The following is a 23552-nucleotide window of genomic DNA, read 5'->3' as shown; positions in this document are numbered from 1 at the left end:
ATGAGCGGGGTGGCGGTGGTGACCGGGGCCGGATCGGGCATCGGGGAGGCGGTGACGCGGGGGCTGCTCGACGCCGGCTGGCGGGTCGCGCTCGCCGGCCGGCGGACCGAGCGGCTCGACGCCGTCGCCGCCGGTCACGCCGGGGCGCTCACCGTCGCCGTCGACGTGACCGATCCCGGATCGGTCGCCGCGCTGTTCGCGGCCGTCGACGACCGCTGGGGCCGGGTCGACCTGCTGTTCAACAACGCCGGCACGTTCGGCCCCGGCGGCACCGTCGACGAGATCGCCGTCGAGGACTGGGACGCCACCGTCGCGACCAACCTCACCGGTTCCTTCCTGTGCGCGCGGGCCGCGTTCCGCGCGATGCGCGCCCAGCGCCCGCAGGGCGGCCGGATCATCAACAACGGCTCGATCTCGGCGCACGCGCCGCGCCCCGGCAGCGCCGCCTACACCGCCACCAAGCACGCGATCACCGGGCTGACGAAGTCGCTGTCGCTGGACGGCCGCGAGTTCGGCATCGCCTGCGGGCAGATCGACATCGGCAACGCGGCGACCGACATGACCGCGGGCATCGCGAGCGGCGCGAAGCAGGCCGACGGCACGGTCCGGCCGGAGCAGACCTTCGACGTGCGGCACGTCGCCGACGCCGTCGTCCACATGGCCGGGCTACCGCTGTCGGCGAACGTGCAGTTCCTGACCATCGCCGCGACCACGATGCCCTGGCTCGCCCGCGGCTGAGCGGGCCGCTACGACCACTGCTTCACGAAGCCGACGACGGCCGCGTTCACCTCCGCCGGGTTCGACGCGCTCAGGAAGTGCTGGCCGCCCTCGACGATCCGCAGCTCGGCGCCGGGGGAGTTGACGAAGCGCGCGATCCCGTCCTCGGCGTTGGCCACCGAGTAGACGGTGTCGGCGGTCCCGTGGATCCACAGCACCGGGCACCGGACGTCGTCCAGCCTGCCGTGCAGACCGTCCCGGTCGCGCAGGTTCACCGTGCTGACCCGCAGCCGGTGCCTGCCCTCGTCGCCGGTGTAGGTGGCCCGGTAGGTGGCGTGCCAGAACTCGCGGTCGGCGTCCGACACGGTGTCGCCCAGCCCGGCCGCGAGCACGGCGTCGACGAACTCGCCCGGCACCACCCAGTCGTCGCCGACCGGCTCGGCGAGCGCGTCCACCGACGGCGTGCAGAACTCGATCCCGTCCCAGCAGCCGAGCTCGCGGCTGCGCGGGCTCTCGAAGTCCATCGAGGTGCCGAGCGGGACGATCCCGCGGATCCGGTCCGGCGCGAGCAGCGCCATCCGGGCGGCGATCCAGCCGCCCTGCGAGGTGCCCAGCACGAACGCGTCCGGGATGCCGAGCGCGTCCAGCACCTGGAGGTTCGCGACGGCGCTGTCCCAGTAGGTGAAGTGCCGGTGGCCGGCCCGCGTCGCGCCGTGCCCGTACGGCTCGACGGCGAGCAGGTTGACGGTCCCGGCGAGGGCCGGGTCGTCGAACTGCGGGCGGTACAGGTCGACCGTGGTCGTGAACGAGTTGACCAGGACGAGCGTGGGGAGTGCCGGGTCGTACGGCCTGCCGAAGCGGTGGCCGATCGTGGAGGTGCCGAGGTGGCTGACGTCGACGGTTGCGGTGCTGCTCATGGGTGTCTCCCGGGTCGTGGTGCGGAGGATCAGGCGGGTGTGCCGGTCAGGAGGTCGAGGATCCGGCGGCCCGCCGAGTAGGTGAAGGTGACGTCGCCGTAGAGCACCGACGGCGCCCGCAGCGGGGCCACCGGTGCGAGCTCGGCCGCCGGGTGCCCGTCCGGGAACGAGAACGTGATGTCGTCGACGGTCGCGGCGTACAGCTCCACCACGAACGGCAGCGGCAGCTCGATGAGCTCGCTGATCGCGGCCCGCCCGCCCTCGGGGACCGGGATCTGGCGGTGCGCGTAGTAGTTCAGGTGCCCGCCGAGCGTCCCGGCGGGCTCGTCGGTGACCGACGCCCTGGCGGTGATGACGTCCCGGTCGTCGACGGCGAGGGTCGAGGTGAGCGTCCCGCCCTCGACGACGCCGCGCCGCACCCCGTGCAGCGCCGGGATCCCGGCCGACTCGCGTGCGTAGGAGATCACCCGCGGCGAGGAGTTCCAGTAGTAGGCGAAGAACCGGCCGGGGATCGGCAGGGTCCCGTCGGCGGCAAGGCTGTCGTGATCGGCGATCTCGACGGTCAGGTAGGTGAGCGAGAATGCTCCGAACCCGCTGGTCTGCTCGGCCGCGACCTCGTACATGTTCATCTGGACCAGGTTGCTCGGGTGCGGCGTCAGTCCCGGCGGCAGCACGGCCTCCAGCGCCTCCCGCCGGGCCTCGTAACCGACGATCAGCATCCGCGCGTTCCGGATCAGCTGCGGGGCCGGCGGTGCCCAGATCTGCGGGGGCATCCCACGGTAGGTCGTCACGTGTCCTCCTCGTCGAGCGCTGGTGACCGCGTCATCAGATCGCCCGCGGGGCGCCGCGTCCAAGATCGGTGCGCTATCGACCGATAGTTCGCAACTATCGTTCGCGGTGCTGATCTCGGCTACTGTCGGCGCCGTGAGCATACCGTTCGAGATCCGGACACTTCGGTATTTTCTCGCGGTCGCCGAAGAGCTCCATTTCGGCCGGGCCGCGGCCCGCCTGCATATCGCCCAGCCGTCCCTCAGCGTGCAGATCCGGAAGCTCGAACAGGGGATGGGGGTCGCGCTCTTCGAGCGGACCAGCCGGCGGGTGAGCCTCACCCGGGCCGGTGAGGTCCTGCTCGCCGAGGCGCGCGACCTGCTCGTGGACGCCGAGCGGATCTGCCGGGTCACCCGGGAGGCGGGCGCCCCCGACCGGCGCACGGTGCTGATCGGGTTCCAGGCCAACGCCGCCGCGGAACTGACGCCGCGCATTCTCGCCCGTTATGCGGAGCGCTTTCCCGGCCGGGCCGCCGAGATGCGTTCGCACGATCTTTCCGATCCATTCGCGGGATTGGCCGACGGATCGGTCGACGTGGCTTTCCTGCGGACCGGTGTCCCGGTTCCGGACTGGCTGTCGGTGGCGGTGCTGTTCCGGGAGCCGCGGGTGCTGGCGGTCGGTGTCGACTCGCCGCTTGCGGGAGCCGGGCCGATCTCGGTGGGCAGGCTGGTCGACGAGCCGTTCGTGGCGCGCAAGGGCCCGGACGCGTGGCGCGACTACTGGCTGGCGACCGGCTCGCGGGGCGGCCAGGACGTGCGCGTCGGCGCCCGGATCGCCCAGGTCGAGGAGTGCATCGAGGCCGTCACGTCCGGCCGCGGCGTCGCGTTCACCCAGCTGTCGACGCTGCGGTACTACTCCCGGCCCGGGCTGACCGCGGTGCCGGTCGTCGACGTCCCGCCCTCGGAGGTGGCGATCGCCTGGCGGACCGCGGACGGCTCCGATCTCGTCCGGGACTTCGTCGAGACCGCCCGTGCGGTCGCCGCGACCACCCGGGTGCCCGGTGCGCTCGACCGGGTACTGCCCCGGATGGCTGTCCAACCGGTGGGAAGCGTCTCGTTGTGAGACACGGACCGGCCCCCGGGGTGGGATACTGCCGTGACCCCTGTCACGGGAGGGTTGGATGGCCCGGACGATGCACGTCCTGCGACTGATCGTTCACGCCCGTTCGCGGCAGCCGGTGCTGCTGCTCGGCGAGGCGGGCGGGGACCGCTGCGTCCCGGTGTTCCTGAGACCGCCGCAGGCCGAGGTGATCGCGGCCGGCCGGCGGGACGAGTCCAGCGTCGCCCTCACCCAGGACGTGCTGCTCCCGGTCGTCGAGGCGCTCGGCCGGACCTGCGAGTCGGTCGAGATCAGCGACCTCACCGACGGCGTCTACACCGCCGAGCTGGTGTTCGACGGCGACGTCCGGCTGCAGGTCAAGCCGTCCGACGCGCTGTCGATCGCGGTCCGCGAGGGCCTGCCGATCGGGATGGCCGAGCACGTGCTCGACGAGGTCGGCCAGCCGATCGAGGAGGTGCTGCCGCCCGACTCGGAGGACGCCAGCGGGATCGCCGCGCAGGCCCGCGCGGCCACCGGCGGGATCCCCACCGAACCCGCCGAGCACCCCGAGCAGCAGCTCCGCGAGTTCCGCGAGTTCATCGACGACGTCTCGCCGGAGGACTTCAGGTAGCGGCCAGCGCCCGGTACCGGCCGCCCAGCTCCAGCAGCGAGGCGTGCGCACCCCGCTCGATGATCCGGCCGTGCTCCAGGACGAGGATCTCGTCGGCGTCGCGCACCGTGGTCAGCCGGTGCGCGATGACGATCGCCGTCCGCCCCTCCAGCGCCTCCGCGAGCGCCTCCTGCACCGCCGCCTCGGACGTCGTGTCCAGGCTGGCGGTGGCCTCGTCGAGCACCACGATCCGCGGCCGCGCGAGCAGCACCCTGGCGATCGTCAGCCGCTGCCGCTCACCGCCGGAGAGCCGGTAGCCGCGCTCACCGACGACGGTGTCCAGGCCGTCCGGCAGGGACGCGACCAGCTCGTCGAGCCGGGCCCGGCGCAGCGCCTCCCACAGCTGCGCGCCGGTCGCGTCCGGCGCGCCGATCCGCAGGTTGGCGGCGACCGTGTCGTGCAGCAGGTGACCGTCCTGGGTGACGAACCCGACCGCCCGGTGCACCGACGCGGCGGTCAGGTCCCGCACGTCGACGCCGCCGATCCGGACGGTGCCCGCCGACGCGTCGTAGAGCCGGGCGACCAGCTGCGCGACGGTCGACTTGCCGGCGCCGGACGACCCGACGAGCGCCACCATCCGCCCGGCCGGCGCGGTGAAGGACACGTCCTGCAGCACCTGCTCGCCGCCGCGGGTGTCCAGCGTCGCGACCTCCTCCAGGGAGGCCAGCGAGACCTGGTCGGCGGTCGGGTAGGCGAACGACACCCGGTCGAACTCGACGTCGAGCGGGCCGTCGGGCACCTCCCGGGCGCCCGGCCGGTCCCGGATCGAGGGCTCCAGGTCGAGCACCTCGAAGACCCGCTCGAAGCTCACCAGCACCGTCATGATCTCCATCCGGGCCCCGGCGAGCGCGGTCAGCGGCTGGTAGAGCCGGGTCAGCAGCATCGCCAGGGACACGACGTCACCGGCGGACAGCGCGCCGGACAGTGCGAACCCGCCGCCGACGCCGTAGACCAGCGCCACCGCCAGCGACGACGCCAGGATCAGCGCGGTCACGAACACCCACTGCAGCATCGCCGAGCGCACCCCGATCGCGCGCACCCGCCCGGCCCGGTCGGCGAACTCGGCGGACTCCTGCTCCGGCCGCCCGAACAGCTTGATCAGGGTGGCGCCGGGCGCGGAGAAGCGCTCGGTCATCCGGGTGCTCATCGCCGCGTTGTGGTCGGCGGCGGCCCGCTCCAGGGCGGCCAGCCGCCGTCCCATCAGCCGGGCCGGGACCAGGAACGCCGGCAGCAGCAGTGCCGCGAGCAGCGTCACCTGCCAGGAGATCGCGAGCATCACGCCGAGCGTGAGCAGCAGCGTCACCAGGTTCGACACCACCCCGGCGAGGGTGTCGGAGAACGCCCGCTGGGCGCCGAGCACGTCGGAGTTGAGCCGGGAGACCAGCGCGCCGGTCCGGGTCCGGGTGAAGAACGCGACCGGCAGCCGCTGCACGTGGTCGAACACGGTGGTGCGGAGCTGGTGGATCAGCCCCTCGCCGAGGTTCGCCGAGAGCCACCGGGTGACCAGGCCGAGCGCGGCCTCGGCGACCGCGGCGGCGGCGATCAGCCCGGCGACGACGCCGAGCACGGCGAGCGGGGCGCCGGTGGTGATGGCGTCGGTGGCCCGCCCGGCCAGCACCGGCGTGACGACGGTGAGGACCGCGCCGAGGGTGCTGGTGACCAGGAACCACGCCATCCGCCTGCGGTGCGGGCGGGCGAGCCGCAGGATCCGGCGCCCGGTCTCGCCGGCCGGCCGGGTGCGGTGCACCGGCTCGGTGCCCGCGTTGCGCATGGCGGTGTAGATGCTCGCGTCCATGCCGCCGGACGCTATGACCTGAAGTTCACTTCAGGACAAGAGGTCAGGCGTCCTCCTCCAGGTCGGGCAGCGTCCACGGCCGCACGACCAGGACCAGCGCCAGCCCGGAGAGCGCGATCGCGCCGAACATCGACAGGCCCATCGCGGCGGCGTCGTTGCCGAGCAGGCCGACCACCGGCGAGGTCGCGGCGCCGATGCCGAACTGCAGCGAGCCGAGCAGCGCGGCCGCGGTGCCCGCCGTCCTGCCGTGCCGGGCCAGCGCCAGGGCCGGCGCGTTCGGCAGGATGAAACCGCAGGTCAGCAGCAGGGCCCAGACCCCGGCGAGCACGGCGGGCAGGCCGCCGGTGCCGGTCGTGGTGAGCACCGCCAGCGCCAGCCCGGCCAGCACGCCCGCGGCGACCGCGGCGGTCATCACCCGGCGCGGCTCGACGTAGCGGAGCAGGACCGGATTGAGCTGGGTGCCGACGACCAGCCAGATCGCGCCCGCGCCGAACAGCAGCCCGAAGGTCTGCTGGTCCACCCCGAACTGCTCCTGGAAGACGTACGCGGCGCCGGAGACGTAGCTGAACAGTGCGCCCATCGCGAGCCCGGCGACCAGCACCAGACCGACGAAGGCGCGATCGCGCAGCAGCATCCCGTAGGTGCGCACGGTCGGGCCGAACCGGGCGGAGCGGCGACGCTCCGGCGGCAGCGTCTCGGGCAGCCCGGCGGTGACCACGGCCAGCATCACCAGGCCGTACAGGGCGAGGAACAGGAACACCCCGCGCCAGGACGTCCAGGTGAGCAGCAGCCCGCCGAGGGTCGGCGCGAGCACCGGCGCGGCACCCATCACCAGGATCAGCCGGGACAGCATGGTCGCGGCGGCCCGGCCGCTGAACAGGTCCCGCACCACCGCCAGCCCGACGACCGCACCGGCCGCCGCGCCGATCCCCTGCAGCACGCGGAGCGCGGCGAGCACCTCGATCGAGGGCGCCACCGCGACCAGCGCCGACGCCAGCACGTGCAGCCCGGTGCCGGCCAGCAGCGGCAGCCGGCGGCCGTAGGCGTCGGACAGCGGGCCGATCAGCAGCTGGCCCAGCGCGAGCCCGGCCAGCGTGCCGGTCAGGGTCAGCTGCACCGTCGTGCCGGACGCGCCCAGGTCCTCGCCGACCTGCGGCAGCGCGGGCAGGTAGGTGTCGATGGTGAGCGGCCCGAGCGCGATCAGCGCGCCGAGGATCAGCGCGATCCGCAGCCTGCTCGGTGCCGCGGTGGTCGTGGATGTCACCCGGTCCCCCTCAGCGGGGGCACGGACGTGTGTCCCCGGAACGTCCAACCACACCGGCGGTGACCGGGATTCCGGCCCCGGCCACCCGGCCGGGTGACCGCGCTCACACGGCGCGGGCCGGGATCGCGGGCTCCAGCCGGACCTCGATCCACTTCGACGTCGGGCAGCGCGACTCGTCGGCGTAGGAGTCCAGCGCGACCAGCGGGTTGGTCTCCGGGTAGTAGGCGGCGATGCAGCCCTTCGGCGTCGAGTACGACACCAGCCGGAAGTCGTCGGCGCGGCGCACCGTGCCGTCGGTCCACTCGCTCACCAGGTTCACCCGGTCGCCGTCGGCGAAGCCGAGCTCGCGCAGGTCGGCGGGCGAGATGAAGACCACCCGGCGGCCGGAGTGGATGCCGCGGTAGCGGTCGTCCAGGCCGTAGATGGTGGTGTTGAACTGGTCGTGGCTGCGCAGGCTCTGCAGCACCAGCCGGCCCTCGGGCAGGGTGGTGACGCTCAGCGGGCTGACCGCGAACTCGGCCTTCCCGGACGCCGTCGGGAACTGCCGGAAGTCCCGCGGCGGGTGCGGGAGGGTGAAGCCGCCGGAGCGGGCCACCTTCTCGGTGTAGGCCTCGCAGCCCGGCACGACCCGGCCGATCCGGTCCCGGATGCGGTCGTAGTCGGCGGTGAACTCGGCCCACGGCACGACGTGGTCGTCGCCGAGGGTGGCGCGGGCGATGTTGCAGACGATGTCGACCTCGGAGCGCAGCAGCTCCCCGGCCGGCTGCGAGCGGCCGTGCGAGGCGTGCACCGCCGACATCGAGTCCTCGACGGTCACCTGCTGGGCGCGGCCGCCGGTGAGGTCCTTCTCGGTCCGGCCGAGCGCGGGCAGGATCAGCGCGTCGGTGCCCGCGACGACGTGCGACCGGTTGAGCTTGGTGGAGATCTGCACGGTCAGCGCGCACTGCTCGAGCGCGGGCTCGGTGACGCCGGTGTCCGACATGGCCTGCGAGAAGTTGCCGCCGAGGCCGACGAAGACCTTGCCGTGTCCGGCGGCCATCGCCTTCACGGCGGCGATCGAGTCGTGGCCGTGCTCGCGCGGCGGGTCGAAGCCGAACTCGTCGCGGACGGCGTCGAGGAACGCGTCGGGCATCTGCTCCCAGACGCCCATCGTCCGGTCGCCCTGCACGTTCGAGTGGCCGCGGACCGGGCACAGGCCGGCGCCCGGCTTGCCGATCATGCCCTGCAGCAGGGACACGTTGACCATCTCGCGGATGGTGGCGACCGCGTTGCGGTGCTGGGTGATGCCCATCGCCCAGCAGTTCACGGTGCGCTTCGAGGAGACCAGCATCGCGGCGGCCGTCTCGATCTGCTGCCAGTCGAGCCCGGTGGCGGCGACGACGGCGTCCCGGTCCAGGTCCTTGACGTGCGCCGCGTAGTCCTCGAAGCCGTTGGTGTGCCGCTCGACGAAGTCGCGGTCCAGCACGCTGCCCGGGTCGCGCTCCTCGGCGGCGAGCAGCAGGTGCCCGAACGCCTGCCAGAGCGCGAGATCGCCGCCCGAGCGGATCTGCAGGAACTCGTCGGCCAGCCGGGTGCCGATCCCGGTCATGCCGCGCACGTGCTGCGGGTTGTCGAACTTGAACAGCCCGGCCTCGGGCAGCGGGTTGATCGCCAGGATCCGGGCGCCGTTCTTCTTGGCGATCTCCAGCGCGGACAGCATCCGCGGGTGGTTGGTGCCCGGGTTCTGCCCGGAGATGACGATCAGCTCGGCCTCGTGCAGGTCGCGCAGCGACACCGAGCCCTTCCCGATGCCGATCGACTGGGCCAGCCCGACGCCGGTCGACTCGTGGCACATGTTCGAGCAGTCCGGCAGGTTGTTGGTGCCGAACGCGCGGGCGAAGAGCTGGTAGCTGAACGCGGCCTCGTTGGACGCCCGGCCGGAGGTGTAGAAGATCGCCTCGTCCGGCGAGTCGAGCGCCCGCAGGTGCTCGCCGATCAGCTCGAACGCGCTCTCCCAGCTGATCGGCTCGTAGTGCGTGCCGCCGTCGCGGCGGACCATCGGGTGCACCAGCCGGCCCTGGCTCTCCAGCCAGTGCGCGCTGCGGGTGCGCAGGTCGGCGATCGGGTGCCGGGCGAAGAACTCCGGCCCGACCTGGCGGCGGTCGCCCTCCCAGGCGACGGCCTTGGCGCCGTTCTCGCAGAACTCGGCGGTGTGCCGCTCCCCGGGCTCCGGGTCCGGCCAGGCGCAGCTCATGCAGTCGAAGCCGTCGACCTGGTTCAGGGTGAGCAGGTTGCGCGCCGTCTTGACCACACCCTGCTCGGCCAGCGACCGCTGCATGGAGACGGCCACGGCCTTCGCCCCGGCCGCGCTCGTCTTCCGCTCGGTGACCCGGAGCTCGGACTCCTCGGTGTCGACCGGAGGATGGATGGGGGAGACGGACACGTGTTCCTCACCTGCACAGACTTCAGCGTCGAACGACAACGACCTTCACGTCGAGCCTAAGCGCGCCCGGCCGCGGGCTCCCGTCGGAGGAAGGTGGGTCGGCTCACACGGAGCGCCCGGCCCTGTCCCTTAGGGGCCGTACGGCGGCGAGACGGGGTCCGTATGTCAGTCACGTTGCCACTGCCGAATGGGTGTAAGCGCGCGGTTACATCTCCGTCGGATGTCTGGAAGATCCGCTTCGGGCGACCCACGATGGCCGCGACAGTCCGCTCCCCGAAAGGAACTCCCATGAGCAAGCGCCGCATCGCCGGAATCACCGTCGCCGGGCTCGCCGCCCCGCTGCTGATGCTGGGCCTCGCCGGCTCGGCCAGCGCCGCCGAGATCACCCCGATCGCCGAGTACGTCGACTCCACCGTCGCCGACCTGCTCTCCACCGTCGGTGGCGTGCTCGACGCGCTGGGCCTCGCCGCCTGATCCGGCCCCACCACACGCGCACGGCCGGCCCCCGGGTCCAGGGGGCCGGCCGTTCGTGTGTCCGCGCGGATCAGCCGGTCTCGACCGAACCGGTGACCGGCTCGGCCGGGGCGCCCGGCGCCGGGGCCCACGCCTCGTCGTCGAGCATCGGGCAGGCCAGCAGGTTCTCCGGGATGCCGAACGCGTCGACCAGCGTGCGGGCGTAGGGCCGCAGCTCCCGGCACAGGTCGTTGACCAGCGGGCGGAGCGAGCGGGACTCGGCCGCGGTCAGCCGGCCGGTCTCCAGGTACCAGGCCCGCTCGCGGTCGATCACGCCGAGCACGTGCAGGTCGTAGACGCGCTCCAGCAGCGCCCGCACCCCGGCGTCGTCGATCCGGTCCAGCGCCTCGGCGAACGATCCCTCGACGAGCGTGTCGACGTGCGCACGGGCCGCGGTCAGCAGCAGGTCCTGGTTGGCGTTGAAGACGGTGAACTCGTCGTTCCCGCGGCGCATCGCCGGTGCCAGGTTCCGGATCGCGGCGGCCAGGGTGTCGTCCCGGCGCACCCGCAGCAGCGTGCGGCGGCGCTCCCGGTCGGTCAGGTCCAGGCCGCGCAGCGGCAGCCGCCGGGCCGCCGAGGCCAGGCCGGTCCGCTCGGCGAGCACCCCGGCGAGCTGGCGCCCGAGCAGCGGGGCGATCTGCAGCGGATTGCCCTTGCGGATCGTCCGGCCGTAGTCCGACAGCAGCTCCTTGGCGAGCAGCTGCAGCAGCACCGTGTTGTCGCCCTCGAAGGTGGTGAACACGTCGGTGTCCGCCTTCAGCGCCGGCAGCAGGTTCTCCTCCAGGTAGCCGGCGCCGCCGCAGGCCTCCCGGCAGGTCTGGATGGTCTGCGTGGCGTGCCAGGTCGCGATCGCCTTGATCCCGGCCGCGGACTGCTCCAGGGTGCGCTGCTCGCGGGCGCCGACCGGGCCGGATCCGGGCGCCTGGATGTCGTGCATCCGGGCCACCAGGTCCTCCTGGGTGAAGTGCAGCGCGAAGGTGGTCGCCAGCGCGGGGAGCAGCTTGCGCTGGTGGGCCAGGTAGTCGAGGACGGCGATCTCCTCGCCGGTCGACGGGTTCGAGAACTGGCGGCGGCGCTCGCCGAACCGGACGGCGAGCGCGAGCGCCTTCTGGGTGGCTCCGCCCGCGCCGCCGGCCACCGAGATCCGGCCGCGGACCAGGGTGCCGAGCATGGTGAAGAACCGCGCCGTCTCGTTCTCGATCGGCGAGGAGTAGCTGCCGTCCTCGGCGACGTCGGCGAACCGGTTGAGCAGGTTCTCCCGCGGGATGCGGACCCGGTCGAAGCTCAGCCGCCCGTTGTCGACGCCGTTCAGGCCGGCCTTGCGGCCGTCGTCGCCGATCGTGACGCCGGGCGCGGGATGGCCGTCGGAGTCCCGGATCGGGACCAGGAAGGCGTGCACGCCGTGCGTGCCGGCGTCGGTGACGAGCTGGGCGAACACCACGGCCATCCGGCCGTCCCGGGCGGCGTTGCCGATGTACTCCTTGCGCGCCTGCGGGTAGGGCGTGTGCACCACGAACTCGCCGGACGCCCGGTCGTAGGTCGCGGTGGTGTGCAGGTGCTGCACGTCCGAGCCGTGCCCGGTCTCGGTCATCGCGAAGCAGCCGAGCAGCTCGCCGTCGATGATCCGGCGCAGGTACCGCTCGTGGTGCCCGGCGGTGCCGAGCACCTGCACCGCGCCGCCGAACAGCCCCCACTGGACGCCGGCCTTCACCAGCAGCGACAGGTCGCCGTAGGCGAGCATCGCGAACGCGGTCACGACGCCGCCGACGTCGCCGCGCCCGCCGACCGACCGGGCGAACCCGCTGTGCGGCCGCCCGGACGCGGTCAGGATCTTGAGCGCCTCGGTGATCCGGGCGCGGTACTCCTCGGACGAGGCGTCCGGATCGGCCAGCACGCCGGCGGCGGCCAGCTGCTCGCGGGTCTCCCGCCGGACGTCGATCCACCGGCCGTCGACGACGTCGCGCAGGGCGTCGGCCGGGATCCGGTCCGGTGCGGGAAGGGTGCCGGTCGGGGTCGCCGGAGTTGTGGGGGTCATGGCTGAACCTCCTGCACGTGCGGTGCCAGGCCGGAGAGTCCGGACCAGGCGAGGTCGGTGAGGTGTGCGGTGAGCCGGTCGCGGGTGGTGCCGTCCGGGCGGGCCAGCCAGTCGTCGGCGGCCCCGCGGACCAGGCCGACGATCGCGTGCCCCCAGATCCGGGCGGCGGACGGCCCGTCGCCGCCGGTGACGCGGGCGCCGATCACGGCGGCGATCTCGTCGCCGATCACGGTGACCAGGTCGTTGACCGGGTCGGTGGTGCCGTCCTCCCGGGCGGGGCGGCGGCCGGTCGCCGGGCCCTGGGAGAGCAGCGGGCGGTGCACCACGAAGCGGTAGAGCTCCGGGTCGATCTCGATCAGCCGCAGGTAGGCGTCGATGCCCGCGGCGACGGCGGCCCGCGGGCCGCCCGCCGGTGCGGTCAGCGCGTCGGCGGTGGCCCGCCGCACCTCGGTGAGCAGCACGTCGGCGACCGACTCGCAGATCGCGGTGTAGAGGCCGCTGCGGTCGCCGAAGTGCCGGTAGATGACGGTCTTGCTGGTGCCGGCCGCGGCGGCGATCTCGTCCATCCCGAGGCCGGCGCCCTGGTGGCGGATGGCGCCGATGGCGGCGGCGACGAGCTGGACGCGCCGCTGCTCGCGGTGCGCGTCCCACCGGCTGTCCCGCCTGTCCCGTCCCACCTTCACGAAACCAACAGTACCGTGTACCTTGAGTATCGGCTACCCGGTGGTAATCACGACCACCAGCTCCTGCCCACGGTCCTACCCCAGGAGGGACGACCCCATGCCAGCCAGCACCCGGCGGGCCGCCGTCATCGGCGGCAACCGGATCCCGTTCGCCCGGGCCAACCGCGCGTACGCCGGCGCGTCCAATCTCGACATGCTCACCACCACCCTGGACGGCCTGGTGGCCCGGTTCGGGCTGGCCGGCGAACGGCTCGGCGAGGTCGTCGCGGGGGCGGTGCTCAAGCACTCGCGTGACTTCAACCTGACCCGGGAGGCCGTCCTGGGCTCCCGGCTGAGCCCGGCGACCGCCGCCTACGACGTGCAGCAGGCCTGCGGCACCGGCCTGGAGGCGACCATCGCGGTCGCCAACAAGATCGCCCTCGGGCAGATCGAGTCCGGGGTGGCCGGCGGCGTGGACACCGCGTCGGACGCGCCGATCGCGCTGAACGACGACCTGCGCCGGGTCCTGGTCAAGCTGAACGCGGCGCGCACGCCGCTGGAGCGGCTGAAGCTGGTCGGGCAGCTGCGGCCGGGCCAGATCGTGCCGGAGATCCCGCAGAACTCCGAGCCGCGGACCGGCCTGTCGATGGGTGAGCACGCCGCCCGCACCGCGCTGGAGTGGGGCATCGGCCGCACCGAGCAGGACGAGCTCACCGTGCGCAGCCACCGCAACCTGGCGGCCGCCTACGAGCGCGGCTTCTTCGACGATCTCCTCACCCCGTACCTGAAGCTGACCCGGGACGACAACCTGCGCGCCGACTCGTCGCCGGAGAAGCTCGCGAAGCTGAAGCCGGTCTTCGGGAAGGGCCCGGACGCCACCATGACGGCCGGCAACTCGACCCCGCTGACCGACGGCGCCGCGCTGGTGCTGCTCGGTTCGGACGAGTGGGCGGCCGAGCACCGGCTGCCGGTGCTCGCGCACGTGGTGGACGCGGAGACCTCCGGCGTCGACTACGTGCACGGGAGCGACGGACTGCTCACCGCGCCGGTGTTCGCGGTGCCCCGGCTGCTCGAGCGCAACGGCCTGTCCCTGCAGGACTTCGACCTGTACGAGATCCACGAGGCGTTCGCCTCGGTGGTGCTGGTGCAGCGCAAGGCCTGGGAGGACGCCCGGTTCTGCAAGGAGCGGCTCGGCCGGGACACCCCGCTGGGCCCGATCGACGACGACCGGCTCAACGTCGCCGGCTCCTCGCTCGCGGCCGGGCACCCGTTCGCCGCGACCGGCGGGCGGATCGTGGCGACCCTGGCGAAGCTGCTGCGCGAGCGGGCCGACGCCGAGGGCCGCGACCAGCGCGGCCTGATCTCCATCTGCGCCGCCGGCGGCCAGGGCGTCGTCGCGATCCTGGAGGCCACCGCATGAGCGACTTCCTGGCGACCCTGTCGCACACCGGCATCGCCAAGCAGCTGGGGCTCCCGACGGTGCCGGTGCTGCGCCGGCACCGGCCGGGCGATCCGCTGCTGGCCGGTCCGGTCCTGGTGGCGTCCCCGGGCGCGGCCGACGGGCGGTTCGCGAAGGCGGTCGCCGCGCTCGTCGAGGAGAACGGGCAGCCGGCGCTCGCCGAGGCGGGCGAGGAGAAGCTGCACGGCATCGTCGTCGACCTGTCCGGGGCGCGGACGCTGGCCGATCTCGCCGCGGCCCAGCAGCTCCTCACCCCGGCGATGCGCAGGCTGCGCCCGTCCGGCCGGCTGCTGCTGATCGGTGCCGAGCCGGCCGACGCGTTCGCGACCGGGGGCGCCGAGGCGGCCGCGGTGGCCCAGGCGCTGGACGGGCTGGTCCGCTCGGTCGCCAAGGAGCTGCGCGCCGGGGCGACGGCGAACCTGCTGGTCGTCGCGGAGGGCGCGGCGCCGGTGGCGATCGACTCGTCGGTGCGGTTCTTCCTGTCCGCGCGCTCGGCCTACGTCGACGGCCAGGTCGTGCACGTCGCCGCGCCGATCGGCGTGCTGCCCGAGCCGGCCGAGGTGGACGACCCGCACGGCGAGGAGCGGCCGCTCGCCGGCCGGGTCGCCGTCGTCACCGGGGCGGCCCGCGGGATCGGTGCGGCCATCGCCGACACCCTGGCCCGGGACGGCGCGACGATCGTCGCGGTCGACGTGCCGGCCGCCGGGCAGCGGCTCGCGGAGACGGCGAACCGCACCGGCGGCACCGCGTTGCAGCTCGACATCACCGCCGCCGACGCCGCCGACCGGCTGCTCGGGCACCTCGCCGAGCGGCACGACGGCGTCGACCTGGTGGTGCACAACGCCGGGATCACCCGGGACAAGCTGCTGGCGAACATGACCGCCGACCGGTGGGACGCGGTGCTGGCGGTGAACCTGGGCGCCCAGCTGGCGATCAACGACGCGCTGCTGGCCGACGGGTCGCCGCTGCGCGAGGCGGGCCGGGTGGTCTGCGTGTCGTCGCAGTCCGGGATCGCGGGCAACCGCGGGCAGACCAACTACGCCGCCTCCAAGGCGGGCGTGATCGGCATGGTGCGCGCGCTGGCACCGCGGTTCGCCGAGCGCGGCGCGACGATCAACGCGGTGGCGCCCGGGTTCATCGAGACCGACATGACGGCGACGATGCCGCTGGCCACCCGCGAGGGCGGCCGCCGGATCAACTCGCTCCGCCAGGGCGGGCTGCCGGTCGATGTCGCCGAGACGATCGGCTGGTTCGGCCGTGCCGAGTCCGGCGGGCTGAACGGGCAGGTCGTGCGGGTCTGCGGCCAGTCCATGCTGGGGGCCTGAGATGACCGGGAACGCCGGGAACGCCGGCGCCACCGCGGTGACCGAGCTGTCCGGGGCGCCCGCGCTGGGCCCGCTCTACGCCGCCGCGGCGGTCCGGACCGTGCTGCCCGGCCGGGCCGGCAGCCTGCCGGACCGGGAGCTGGCACGCAGCGGGATCGTGGTCGACCCGGGGCACCTGGCCGACTACGCCCGGGTCTGCGGTTTCCGGATCGGCGACGCGCTGCCGGTCACCTATCCGCACCTGCTGACCTTCCCGCTGCAGGTCGCGCTGATGGCCGGCCGGTCGTTCCCGCTGCCGCTGCCCGGCCTGGTGCACCTGGCGAACCGGATCACCGTGCACCGGCCGGTCGCGGTGTCCGAGACCCTCGACGTGCGGGTGCGCGCCGAGCGGTTCACCGCGCACCCGAAGGGCGCGCAGGTCGATCTGGTGGGGACGGTGTCGGCGGGCGGGGCGACGGTCTGGGAGGGCCGCTCGACCTACCTGTCCCGCGGCGCGCGGGCGCCCTCCGGTGAGCCGGCCCCGGCGCCGCCGGAGCCGGCGGTGCCGACCGGCCCGGCCGCCGCGCTGTGGCGGGTGCCGGGGGACACCGGGCGTCGCTACGCGGCGGTCTCCGGTGACGTGAACCCGATCCACCTGTACCCGCTCACCGCGAAGGCGATGGGCTTCCCGCGGGCGATCGCGCACGGCATGTGGACGGCGGCCCGGGTGGCCGCGGCGCTGGAGGGCAGGCTCCCGGACGCGGTCGGCTTCGACGTCGCCTTCCGCAGGCCGCTGCTGCTCCCGTCGACCGCGGAGCTGGTGACCGCCCGCGACGGCGACGCGTGGCGGTTCGCGGTCCGCGGCGTCAAGAAACCGGAAGTGATCCATCTGGTGGGCCGGATCGGCCGCTAGGCAGGTACCGCCCGGCCGGGTGGACAGGTCGCACTCACCCGGCCGGGTGCATCTGGATCGGTCCATGAGCCGGTACAGCAACCGGAACCCGGTGACGTACGTCCATCCCTGTGTCCACCATTCGTCACCGGACACTCAGCAGGAGGTCATGATGAACACCGCCGACAGCACCGCCACGCGGGCCGACGTCGAGGAACACGAGGACGAGGGGAACATCGTCCGCGGCCTCGACTGACCCGCGCGGCCGGGCCCGGGCCGCCCCGGCTCTACTGTGGGAACCATGCTGGTCGAGCGCATGCGCCCGTTCACCTCCACGATCTTCACCGAGATCTCCCGGCTGGCCGCGCGGACCGGGGCGATCAATCTCGGCCAGGGGTTCCCGGACACCGACGGTCCGGCGTCGCTGCTGGCCGGCGCCGCCGCGAACATCACCGAGCACGGCCTCAACCAGTACCCGCCGGGGCCGGGCGTGCCCGCGCTGCGCGAGGCCGTCGCCGCACACCAGCGGCGCTTCTACGGCCTCGACGTCGACCCGGACGACGTGCTGGTCACCACCGGCGCGACCGAGGCGATCGCGGCGACCCTGCTCGGGCTCTGCGGCCCGGGCGACGAGGTGATCGCGTTCGAGCCGAACTACGACTCCTACGCGGCCACCGTCGCGCTGTCCGGCGCGACCCTGCGCCCGGTCCCGCTGCGCGCCCCCGGCTTCGACGTCGACGACGACGAGCTCGCCGCCGCCTTCTCCGAGCGCACCCGGGTGGTGCTGGTCAACACCCCGCACAACCCGACCGGCGCGGTGTTCAGCCGCGACCGGCTGATCCGGATCGGCGAGCTCGCCCGCGCGCACGACGCGGTGATCGTGACCGACGAGGTCTACGAGCACATGACCTTCGACGACGCCCGGCACGTCCCGATGGCGACCCTGCCCGGGCTCGCCGACCGGACGCTGACGATCTCCTCGGCGGGCAAGACGTTCTCGGTGACCGGCTGGAAGGTCGGCTGGGTGCACGGCCCGCCGGAGCTGGTCGGCGCGGCCCGCGCGGTGAAGCAGTTCCTCACCTTCCACGGCGGCGCCCCGCTGCAGCCCGCGGTCGCCGAGGCGCTCGCCCTCGGCGACGACTTCTACGCCGGGATCACCGCCGACCTGACCCGCAAGCGGGACCTGCTCTCGGCCGGCCTGCGCGCCGCCGGGTTCGACGTGCTCACCCCGCGCGGCACCTACTTCGTGGTCGCCGATCCGCGCCCGCTCGGCCACGACGACGGCGTCGAGCTGGCCTGGAAGCTGCCCGAGCTGTGCGGGGTCGCGGCGGTGCCGGTGTCGGTGTTCTGCGCGTCCGAGGCCGGTGTCGCGGCGACCCGGCCGCTGGTCCGGTTCGCCTTCTGCAAGCGCGACGAGGTGCTCGTCGAGGCCGCCGAACGGCTCGCCGCCCTGCGACCCTGATCGGATCACCCTTTCGGCCTAGACTCCGGCCATGACGGATCAGCGGCCTGCGCAGCCGGGACGCCCGGTCGTCGGGCTCCCGGTGCGGGCGCTGCTGGCGTTCGTGGTGGTCGCGGCGAACGTCGGCGGCGCGGCCGTGGTGCTGGTGATCTCGGCGTTCGTGCTGCCCCGCGAGGAGCTGCTGGACGCGGCCGGGATCCGGCTGGTGAACCTGGTCGTGCTGGGGGCGTACCTGCTCCTCACGGTCCCGATCGGGATCTGGTTCGGCCGCCGCAAGCTGACCCTGCCCCGGCGCACGACGGACCCCGCCCGGGCCGAGCGCCGGCTGGTGCTGCGCGGGCCGGCCCGGATCACCTGGATGATCGCCTTCCTGTGGCTGCTCGCCGCGGTGCTGTTCTGCCTGGTGAACCTGCGCTACTCGGGGCGGCTGGCGTTCTCGGTGACGGCGACCGTCGCGATCGGCGGGATCACCACCTGTGCGCTGTGCTACCTGCTGGTCGAGCGGATGCTGCGCCGGGCCGCCGCCCGGGTGCTGTCCGGGCGCCCGCCGGAGCGCCGGCGCCTGGTGACCGGGGTGATGCTGCGCTCGGTCGGCTTCTGGGCGCTGGGCACCGCCGTCCCGCTGTGCGGGGTGATGCTGGCCGGGCTGCTCGCGCTGGTCTACGGCGACTCGTCGCCGACCCAGCTGGCGGTGACCATGCTGGTGCTCGGCGGCACCGCGATCGGCACCGGCCTGCTCACCGCGGTCGGTGCGGCCCGGGCGATCGCCGATCCGGTGCTGACCGTGCGGCGGGCGCTGGCCCGGGTGCAGGACGGCGATCTCGACGTCCGCGTCCCGGTCTACGACAACACCGAGCTCGGCCAGCTGCAGGCCGGGACGAACGGCATGGTCGAGGGGCTGCGCGAGCGGGAGCGGATCCGGGACCTGTTCGGCAGGCACGTCGGCCGGGACGTGGCGGAGGCCGCCGCGGCCCGCGGCGACGGGATCCGGCTGGGCGGCGAGCTGCGGCCGGTGGCGGTGCTGTTCGTCGATCTCGTCGGATCGACGACGATGGCGGCCCGGCGGCCCCCGGAGGAGGTCGTGGCGCTGCTCAACCGGTTCTTCGGCGTCGTCGTCGAGTGTGTGGAGCAGGCCGGCGGCTGGATCAACAAGTTCGAGGGCGACGCGGCGCTGGCCGTCTTCGGCGCCCCGATGGACCTGGACGACGCCCCCGGTGCGGCACTGTCCGCGGCGCGCTGCCTGGGCAGGCGGCTGGCCGCCGAGATGCCGGAGATCGAGGCCGGGATCGGGGTGTCCGCCGGCGACGCCGTCGCGGGCAACATCGGCGATCCGCGCCGCTACGAATACACCGTGATCGGCGACCCGGTGAACGAGGCGGCCCGGCTCACCGAGCTCGCCAAGTCGGTCCCCGGCGGGGTCGTCGCGGCCGCCCGCGCCGTCGACGCGGCCGGCCGCGAGGCCCGGCACTGGCGGGCCGGCCGGGAGGTCGTGCTCCGCGGCCGGGACACCCCGACGCCGGTCCACACGCCGATCGGGGAGCCCGCGGCCGCGGCCCGGTGAGTCAGAGCGAGATGAGCAGCATCGTCCCGCCGAACACGATGCCGGACGCGACCAGGGTGACCGTCGTGTAGCCGAGGATGTCCCGGATCTTGAGCCCGGCGATGGCGAGCAGCGGCAGCGCGAAGAACGGCTGGATCATGTTCGTCCACTGGTCGCCGTAGGCGATCGCCATCAGCGCGATGGCCGGGTCGACGCCGATCTGGTTCGCCGCGTCGATCATCACCGGGCCCTGGACGGCGATCTGCCCGCCGCCGGACGGGATGGCCAGGTTCACCAGCCCGGCCGAGAGGAACGTGAGCAGGCCGAAGGTGACCGGCGTCGAGATGTTGACGAACCAGGCCGAGATGATCTCGACCAGGCCGCTGGCCGTCATGATCCCGAGGATGCCGGCGTAGAGCGGGAACTGGAGCAGGATCTCGCCGACGTTGGACGCCGCGTTGCGGGTCAGCGCGATCATCTCGAACGGGTTCGCCACCAGCAGCAGGATCAGGCAGAGGAACGTCCAGTTGACGATGTCCAGGGTCAGGCTGCCGCCGGTCGCGTAGTGGTGCACGAGGTAGCCGGCGAGCAGCAGGCCGAGCAGCGTGGTGAGCACCCGGTTGCCGTCCACCCGGTCGGCCGGGGTGCGCTCCTCGTCGGTCCGGGCCGGGGCGGTGACCGGCTCGTCGGTGACGAACTCCCGGACCTTCTCGCCGGGCCGGGGCGCGACCAGGTAGAGCGCGCCGGCGACGGCGATCAGGGTCACCACGATCGCGATCAGGTTCCAGGCCGAGTAGGTCGTCTCGCTGACCGGGATCGGCGCCCCGAGCTGGTCGGCGATGAAGGAGCCCTCGGTGGCGGCGAGCAGCGGTCCCGAGCCGGAGTAGCCCATGTGCCAGACGACGAAGCCGGAGAACCCGGCCGCCACCAGCATCGGGAAGTGCAGCTGCAGCCCGCGTTCCCGGCCCTGCGCGGCGACCTCGCGGGCGATCAGCGCGGCGACCACGAGGCCGAGGCCCCAGGTGATCAGCGAGGCGATCGCGGCGACCAGGAACACGAACAGGTACGCCTGCATCGTGGTCCGGGGCAGCGAGCCGAGCGCCTTCAGCAGCCGCTGCACCGGACGGGTGTGCGCCAGCATGTGGCCGAGCAGCAGGATCAGGGCCATCTGGGTGATGAAGTCGAGCAGCCCGGAGAGTCCCTCGCCCCAGCTGGCGACGACGTCCACCGGCCCGGAGTCGGTCAGCGCCACCGCCATCAGGCCGACCACGAACGTCAGGACGATCGCGAAGACCAGCGCCGACGGGATGTACCGCTCGACGACGGCGTTCACCGGGCGCATCGCGCGGGAGAGCGGGGTACCGGTCGGTGCGCTCGTGTCGGATCGGGCCATACCGTGCACCACTCCTGTGTGGATCAACGAACTTGACTAACGGAACATACGGGGCGAACGGCGTGATCGCCACGGTGCGTGACCCCACCGCGGGCGCTCCCCCGATGTGGGCTCGCACCACGTGACGGTGTGCCACCGGCTGGTGCAGGATCAGCGCATGAGCAGCGTTGCCGGAGAATTCAGCGAGCAGACCACCGCCGCGGTCACGCGGGCCCGCCGGCACTCGGTCGGGGATCTCCTGCACCGCACCGCCGCGCGCTACCCGGACCGGCTGGCCGTGGTCGACGGCGACGTCCGCTGGAGCTTCGCCGAGTTCGACGCGGCGGTGAACCGCTGCGCCGCGGCGCTCACCGCGAGCGGTCTGGTCAAGGGCGACCGGCTCGCGCTGCTCTCGCACAACTGCCGCCAGTTCGGCGTGCTCGCCTTCGCGACCGCCCGGCTCGGCGTCGTCCTGGTGCCGGTGAACTTCATGCTCGGCCCCGAGGAGATCGCCTACATCCTCGACCACTCGGGGGCGGTCGCGTTCGTCGCCGAGGACGCGCTCGCCGAGACCGCCGAGAAGGCGCTCGCGCACTCGTCCGCCCCGGTCCGGGTGCGTGGCCGGATCGGGCTCTCCGGCGCGCCGGCCACCGGCGACTGGACCGACGTCGCGGAGTGGATCGACGGTGCCGGGGATCCGGGCGAGCCGGACGTGCACGTCGGCGACGACGACCCGCTGCGGCTCATGTACACCTCCGGCACCGAGTCCCGGCCCAAGGGCGTCGTGCTGTCGTCGCGCTCGCTGGTCACCCAGTACCTGTCCTGCATCGTCGACGGCGGGATGACCGCCGACGACGTCGAGCTGCACTCGCTGCCGATGTACCACTGCGCGCAGCTGGACTGCTTCTTCTCGGTCGACGTCTACCTCGGCGCGACCAGCATCATCGTGCCCGGGCCGGACCCGGCGACGCTGCTCGCCACGATCGCCCGGGAGAAGGTCACCAAGCTGTTCTGCCCGCCGACGGTGTGGATCTCGCTGCTGCGCCACCCGGACTTCGACTCGACCGACCTGTCCAGCCTGCGCAAGGGCTACTACGGCGCGGCCGCGATGCCGGTCGAGGTGCTGCACGAGCTGTCCCGGCGGCTGCCGGACGTGCGGCTCTGGAACTTCTACGGGCAAACCGAGATGTCCCCGCTGGCCACCATCCTGCGGCCCGAGGAGCAGCTGGAGCGGGCCGGATCGGCCGGCCGGGCGTCGCTGAACGTGGAGACCCGGGTGGTCGACGACGCCGGGGAGCCGCTGCCGCCCGGTGAGGTCGGCGAGATCGTGCACCGCTCCCCGCACGCCGCGCTGGGCTACTACAACGACGAGGAGAAGACCGCCGCCGCGTTCGCCGGCGGCTGGTTCCACTCCGGGGACCTGGGCGTGATGACGCCGGACGGCTACCTGTCGGTGGTCGACCGGAAGAAGGACATGATCAAGACCGGCGGCGAGAACGTGGCGTCGCGCGAGGTGGAGGAGGCCCTCTACCTGCTCGACGGCGTCGCCGAGGTCGCGGTGTTCGGGGTCAGCCACCCGCACTGGATCGAGGCGGTCACCGCGGTCGTCGTCCCGCGCCAGGGGGTGACGCTCACCGAGGAGCAGGTGCACGCGCACGCCCGCGAGCGGCTCGCCGGGTACAAGCGGCCCAAGTACGTGGTGTTCGCCGACGCGCTCCCGAAGAACCCGAGCGGCAAGATCCTCAAGCGGTCGCTGCGCGACGCGCACGCCGACATCGCGGCCGAGCGGGGGTGAGGCGGGCGCCTGCTCAGACGGTGAACTCGGCCTCGACGGTCGCCTGCACCGTCACGTCGTCGGGCCGCAGCAGCTCGCCCAGGCCGTCCCCGGAGCTCTCCGGGGCAGCAGCGAACGAGAGGCCGACGGCCCGGGCCGACGGCCCGGGATGCGTGCCGAGCAGCCCGACGTCGGCGACCAGCCGGGGGCGCACCGGGCCGAGATCGAGCGCGTCGGCGTAGTCCTGGGCGCGCTCGCGGGCCTGCCGCAGCGCCTCCTGGCGGACCGCCCGCTCCAGCTCGCGGCGGTGCTCGGTGGCCAGGTCCCAGCCGATCCCCTGCACCGTGACGCCCTCGATCGCGCCGAGCGAGGACAGCCAGTCGCCGAGCCGGGCGACGTCGTCGAACTCCACCGAGATCGACACCGAGGCGTGGTAGACCGCCGGGCGGGGCCTGCCCTTGTGCGAGGGCTGCTGGACCGAGGTGCGGACCTGGCCGACCACGTAGCGGCGGACCGGGCCGGCCTCCGGGTCGTGCCGGCCGCGCACGTCGGCCAGCGCGGCGGCGGCGTCCGCCTCGACCCGGGCGCGCACCGGTCCCGGCTCGGCGCCCTGGGCGAGGACCAGCAGGTTCGCGGTGCCCCGCTCGGCGGGGACCTCCCGTTCGAACTCGCCGCGCACCCTGATCACGACCTCGCCCGCCGGTGCCTCTGCCATGAGCGCGAGGGTAGTGGCCGTCGGTCCCACCGGAACCGCCGGTGGGTTCGTCCATTCCGGACCTGTTGCTCGAACATATGTTCGTCTATGATGGACGCATGACCGCGGTCATCAACGCCCCTGCCTCACCCGACACGCCTGCCGGCCCTGTTTCGCCTGCCGGCCCTGTTCGG

At 73.5% G+C, this 23552-nt stretch carries 20 protein-coding genes; 11 read left to right on the top strand and 9 right to left on the bottom strand.

The genetic code is table 11. The features are described from left to right. Positions 1 to 738 (top strand): SDR family oxidoreductase, encoded by a 738-nt coding sequence (locus ABD160_RS12005; RefSeq protein ID WP_344021542.1) that lies wholly within the window; start codon positions 1 to 3, stop codon positions 736 to 738. An 8-nt stretch (positions 739 to 746) separates the two neighbouring features. Here ABD160_RS12005 and ABD160_RS12000 read toward each other — a convergent pair whose 3' ends face one another. Together ABD160_RS12000 and ABD160_RS11995 are read right to left on the bottom strand one after the other, a co-directional pair. After that, on the bottom strand, positions 747 to 1634 hold the full coding sequence (locus ABD160_RS12000; protein WP_344021540.1) for an alpha/beta fold hydrolase: 888 nt from the start codon (positions 1632 to 1634) through the stop codon (positions 747 to 749). Positions 1635 to 1663: 29 nt separating this feature from the next. Continuing rightward, entirely contained in the window at positions 1664 to 2425 is a 762-nt protein-coding gene (locus tag ABD160_RS11995; RefSeq protein ID WP_344021538.1) for an acetoacetate decarboxylase family protein, read from the bottom strand. A gap of 133 nt (positions 2426 to 2558) precedes the next feature. Here ABD160_RS11995 and ABD160_RS11990 point away from each other — a divergent pair, with 133 nt between their 5' ends. Continuing rightward, on the top strand, positions 2559 to 3524 hold the full coding sequence (locus tag ABD160_RS11990) for a LysR family transcriptional regulator (RefSeq protein ID WP_344021536.1): 966 nt from the start codon (positions 2559 to 2561) through the stop codon (positions 3522 to 3524). A 58-nt stretch (positions 3525 to 3582) separates the two neighbouring features. Then, positions 3583 to 4131 carry a bifunctional nuclease family protein gene (locus ABD160_RS11985; protein WP_344021534.1) on the top strand — a complete coding sequence of 183 codons (549 nt, stop codon included), beginning with the start codon at positions 3583 to 3585 and terminating at the stop codon, positions 4129 to 4131. On the opposite strand, the gene ABD160_RS11980 is transcribed toward ABD160_RS11985, so the two are convergent. The 3 genes from ABD160_RS11980 to ABD160_RS11970 all read right to left on the bottom strand — a co-directional run bounded on the left by ABD160_RS11980 (position 4124) and on the right by ABD160_RS11970 (position 9651). Then, entirely contained in the window at positions 4124 to 5941 is a 1818-nt protein-coding gene (locus tag ABD160_RS11980; RefSeq protein ID WP_425563612.1) for an ABC transporter ATP-binding protein, read from the bottom strand. The genes ABD160_RS11985 and ABD160_RS11980 overlap by 8 nt on opposite strands. 67 nt (positions 5942 to 6008) lie before the next feature. Continuing rightward, entirely contained in the window at positions 6009 to 7229 is a 1221-nt protein-coding gene (locus ABD160_RS11975; RefSeq protein WP_344021530.1) for a multidrug effflux MFS transporter, read from the bottom strand. Positions 7230 to 7332: 103 nt separating this feature from the next. Then, positions 7333 to 9651, bottom strand: a complete 2319-nt coding sequence (locus ABD160_RS11970; RefSeq protein ID WP_344021528.1) for an FdhF/YdeP family oxidoreductase — start codon at positions 9649 to 9651, stop codon at positions 7333 to 7335. A gap of 288 nt (positions 9652 to 9939) precedes the next feature. Between ABD160_RS11970 and ABD160_RS11965 the strand changes: the two genes are divergently transcribed. Beyond that, positions 9940 to 10125 carry a hypothetical protein gene (locus tag ABD160_RS11965; RefSeq protein ID WP_085913327.1) on the top strand — a complete coding sequence of 62 codons (186 nt, stop codon included), beginning with the start codon at positions 9940 to 9942 and terminating at the stop codon, positions 10123 to 10125. A 70-nt stretch (positions 10126 to 10195) separates the two neighbouring features. Here the strand turns inward: ABD160_RS11965 and ABD160_RS11960 are convergent, their stop codons facing one another. Both ABD160_RS11960 and ABD160_RS11955 read right to left on the bottom strand, forming a co-directional pair. After that, positions 10196 to 12199, bottom strand: coding sequence for an acyl-CoA dehydrogenase family protein (locus ABD160_RS11960; protein ID WP_344021525.1), 2004 nt, complete (start codon positions 12197 to 12199; stop codon positions 10196 to 10198). After that, entirely contained in the window at positions 12196 to 12882 is a 687-nt protein-coding gene (locus tag ABD160_RS11955) for a TetR family transcriptional regulator (protein ID WP_344021523.1), read from the bottom strand. Before ABD160_RS11955 ends, ABD160_RS11960 begins: the two co-directional genes overlap by 4 nt. A 97-nt stretch (positions 12883 to 12979) precedes the next feature. On the opposite strand from ABD160_RS11955, the gene ABD160_RS11950 reads away from it, so the two are divergent. The 6 genes from ABD160_RS11950 (at position 12980) to ABD160_RS11925 (ending at position 19539) form a co-directional block, all read left to right on the top strand. Beyond that, positions 12980 to 14281 carry an acetyl-CoA C-acetyltransferase gene (locus ABD160_RS11950; protein ID WP_344021521.1) on the top strand — a complete coding sequence of 434 codons (1302 nt, stop codon included), beginning with the start codon at positions 12980 to 12982 and terminating at the stop codon, positions 14279 to 14281. Further along, positions 14278 to 15645 carry a 3-oxoacyl-ACP reductase gene (locus ABD160_RS11945; RefSeq protein ID WP_344021519.1) on the top strand — a complete coding sequence of 456 codons (1368 nt, stop codon included), beginning with the start codon at positions 14278 to 14280 and terminating at the stop codon, positions 15643 to 15645. The genes ABD160_RS11950 and ABD160_RS11945 overlap by 4 nt, the downstream gene beginning before the upstream one ends. Position 15646: 1 nt before the next feature. Continuing rightward, the gene (locus ABD160_RS11940) at positions 15647 to 16537 is read left to right on the top strand and encodes a MaoC family dehydratase (RefSeq protein ID WP_344021517.1); all 891 of its coding nucleotides are present in this window, start codon (positions 15647 to 15649) and stop codon (positions 16535 to 16537) included. 64 nt (positions 16538 to 16601) lie between these two features. Next, positions 16602 to 16772 carry a hypothetical protein gene (locus ABD160_RS11935; protein WP_344021515.1) on the top strand — a complete coding sequence of 57 codons (171 nt, stop codon included), beginning with the start codon at positions 16602 to 16604 and terminating at the stop codon, positions 16770 to 16772. Between the two features lie 45 nt (positions 16773 to 16817). Continuing rightward, a complete protein-coding gene (locus tag ABD160_RS11930; RefSeq protein ID WP_344021513.1) occupies positions 16818 to 17978 on the top strand; it encodes a pyridoxal phosphate-dependent aminotransferase in 1161 nt (386 codons plus the stop codon). Positions 17979 to 18009: 31 nt separating this feature from the next. Beyond that, entirely contained in the window at positions 18010 to 19539 is a 1530-nt protein-coding gene (locus tag ABD160_RS11925; RefSeq protein WP_344021511.1) for an adenylate/guanylate cyclase domain-containing protein, read from the top strand. A 1-nt stretch (position 19540) separates the two neighbouring features. On the opposite strand, the gene ABD160_RS11920 is transcribed toward ABD160_RS11925, so the two are convergent. Then, positions 19541 to 20911 (bottom strand): short-chain fatty acid transporter, encoded by a 1371-nt coding sequence (locus ABD160_RS11920; protein WP_344021509.1) that lies wholly within the window; start codon positions 20909 to 20911, stop codon positions 19541 to 19543. Positions 20912 to 21068: 157 nt separating this feature from the next. Between ABD160_RS11920 and ABD160_RS11915 the strand changes: the two genes are divergently transcribed. Then, positions 21069 to 22685 (top strand): acyl-CoA synthetase, encoded by a 1617-nt coding sequence (locus tag ABD160_RS11915; protein ID WP_344021507.1) that lies wholly within the window; start codon positions 21069 to 21071, stop codon positions 22683 to 22685. Positions 22686 to 22698: 13 nt separating this feature from the next. On the opposite strand, the gene ABD160_RS11910 is transcribed toward ABD160_RS11915, so the two are convergent. Beyond that, positions 22699 to 23379, bottom strand: coding sequence for an SIMPL domain-containing protein (locus tag ABD160_RS11910; protein ID WP_344021505.1), 681 nt, complete (start codon positions 23377 to 23379; stop codon positions 22699 to 22701). Positions 23380 to 23552: the final 173 nt, after the last annotated feature.

It is taken from the genome of Pseudonocardia kongjuensis (assembly GCF_039526905.1).
In the GTDB taxonomy this organism is placed as follows: Bacteria; Actinomycetota; Actinomycetes; order Mycobacteriales; family Pseudonocardiaceae; genus Pseudonocardia; species Pseudonocardia kongjuensis.
Note: the sequence above shows the minus strand (reverse complement) of the source record. Positions and strands in the feature narration are given on the sequence as shown.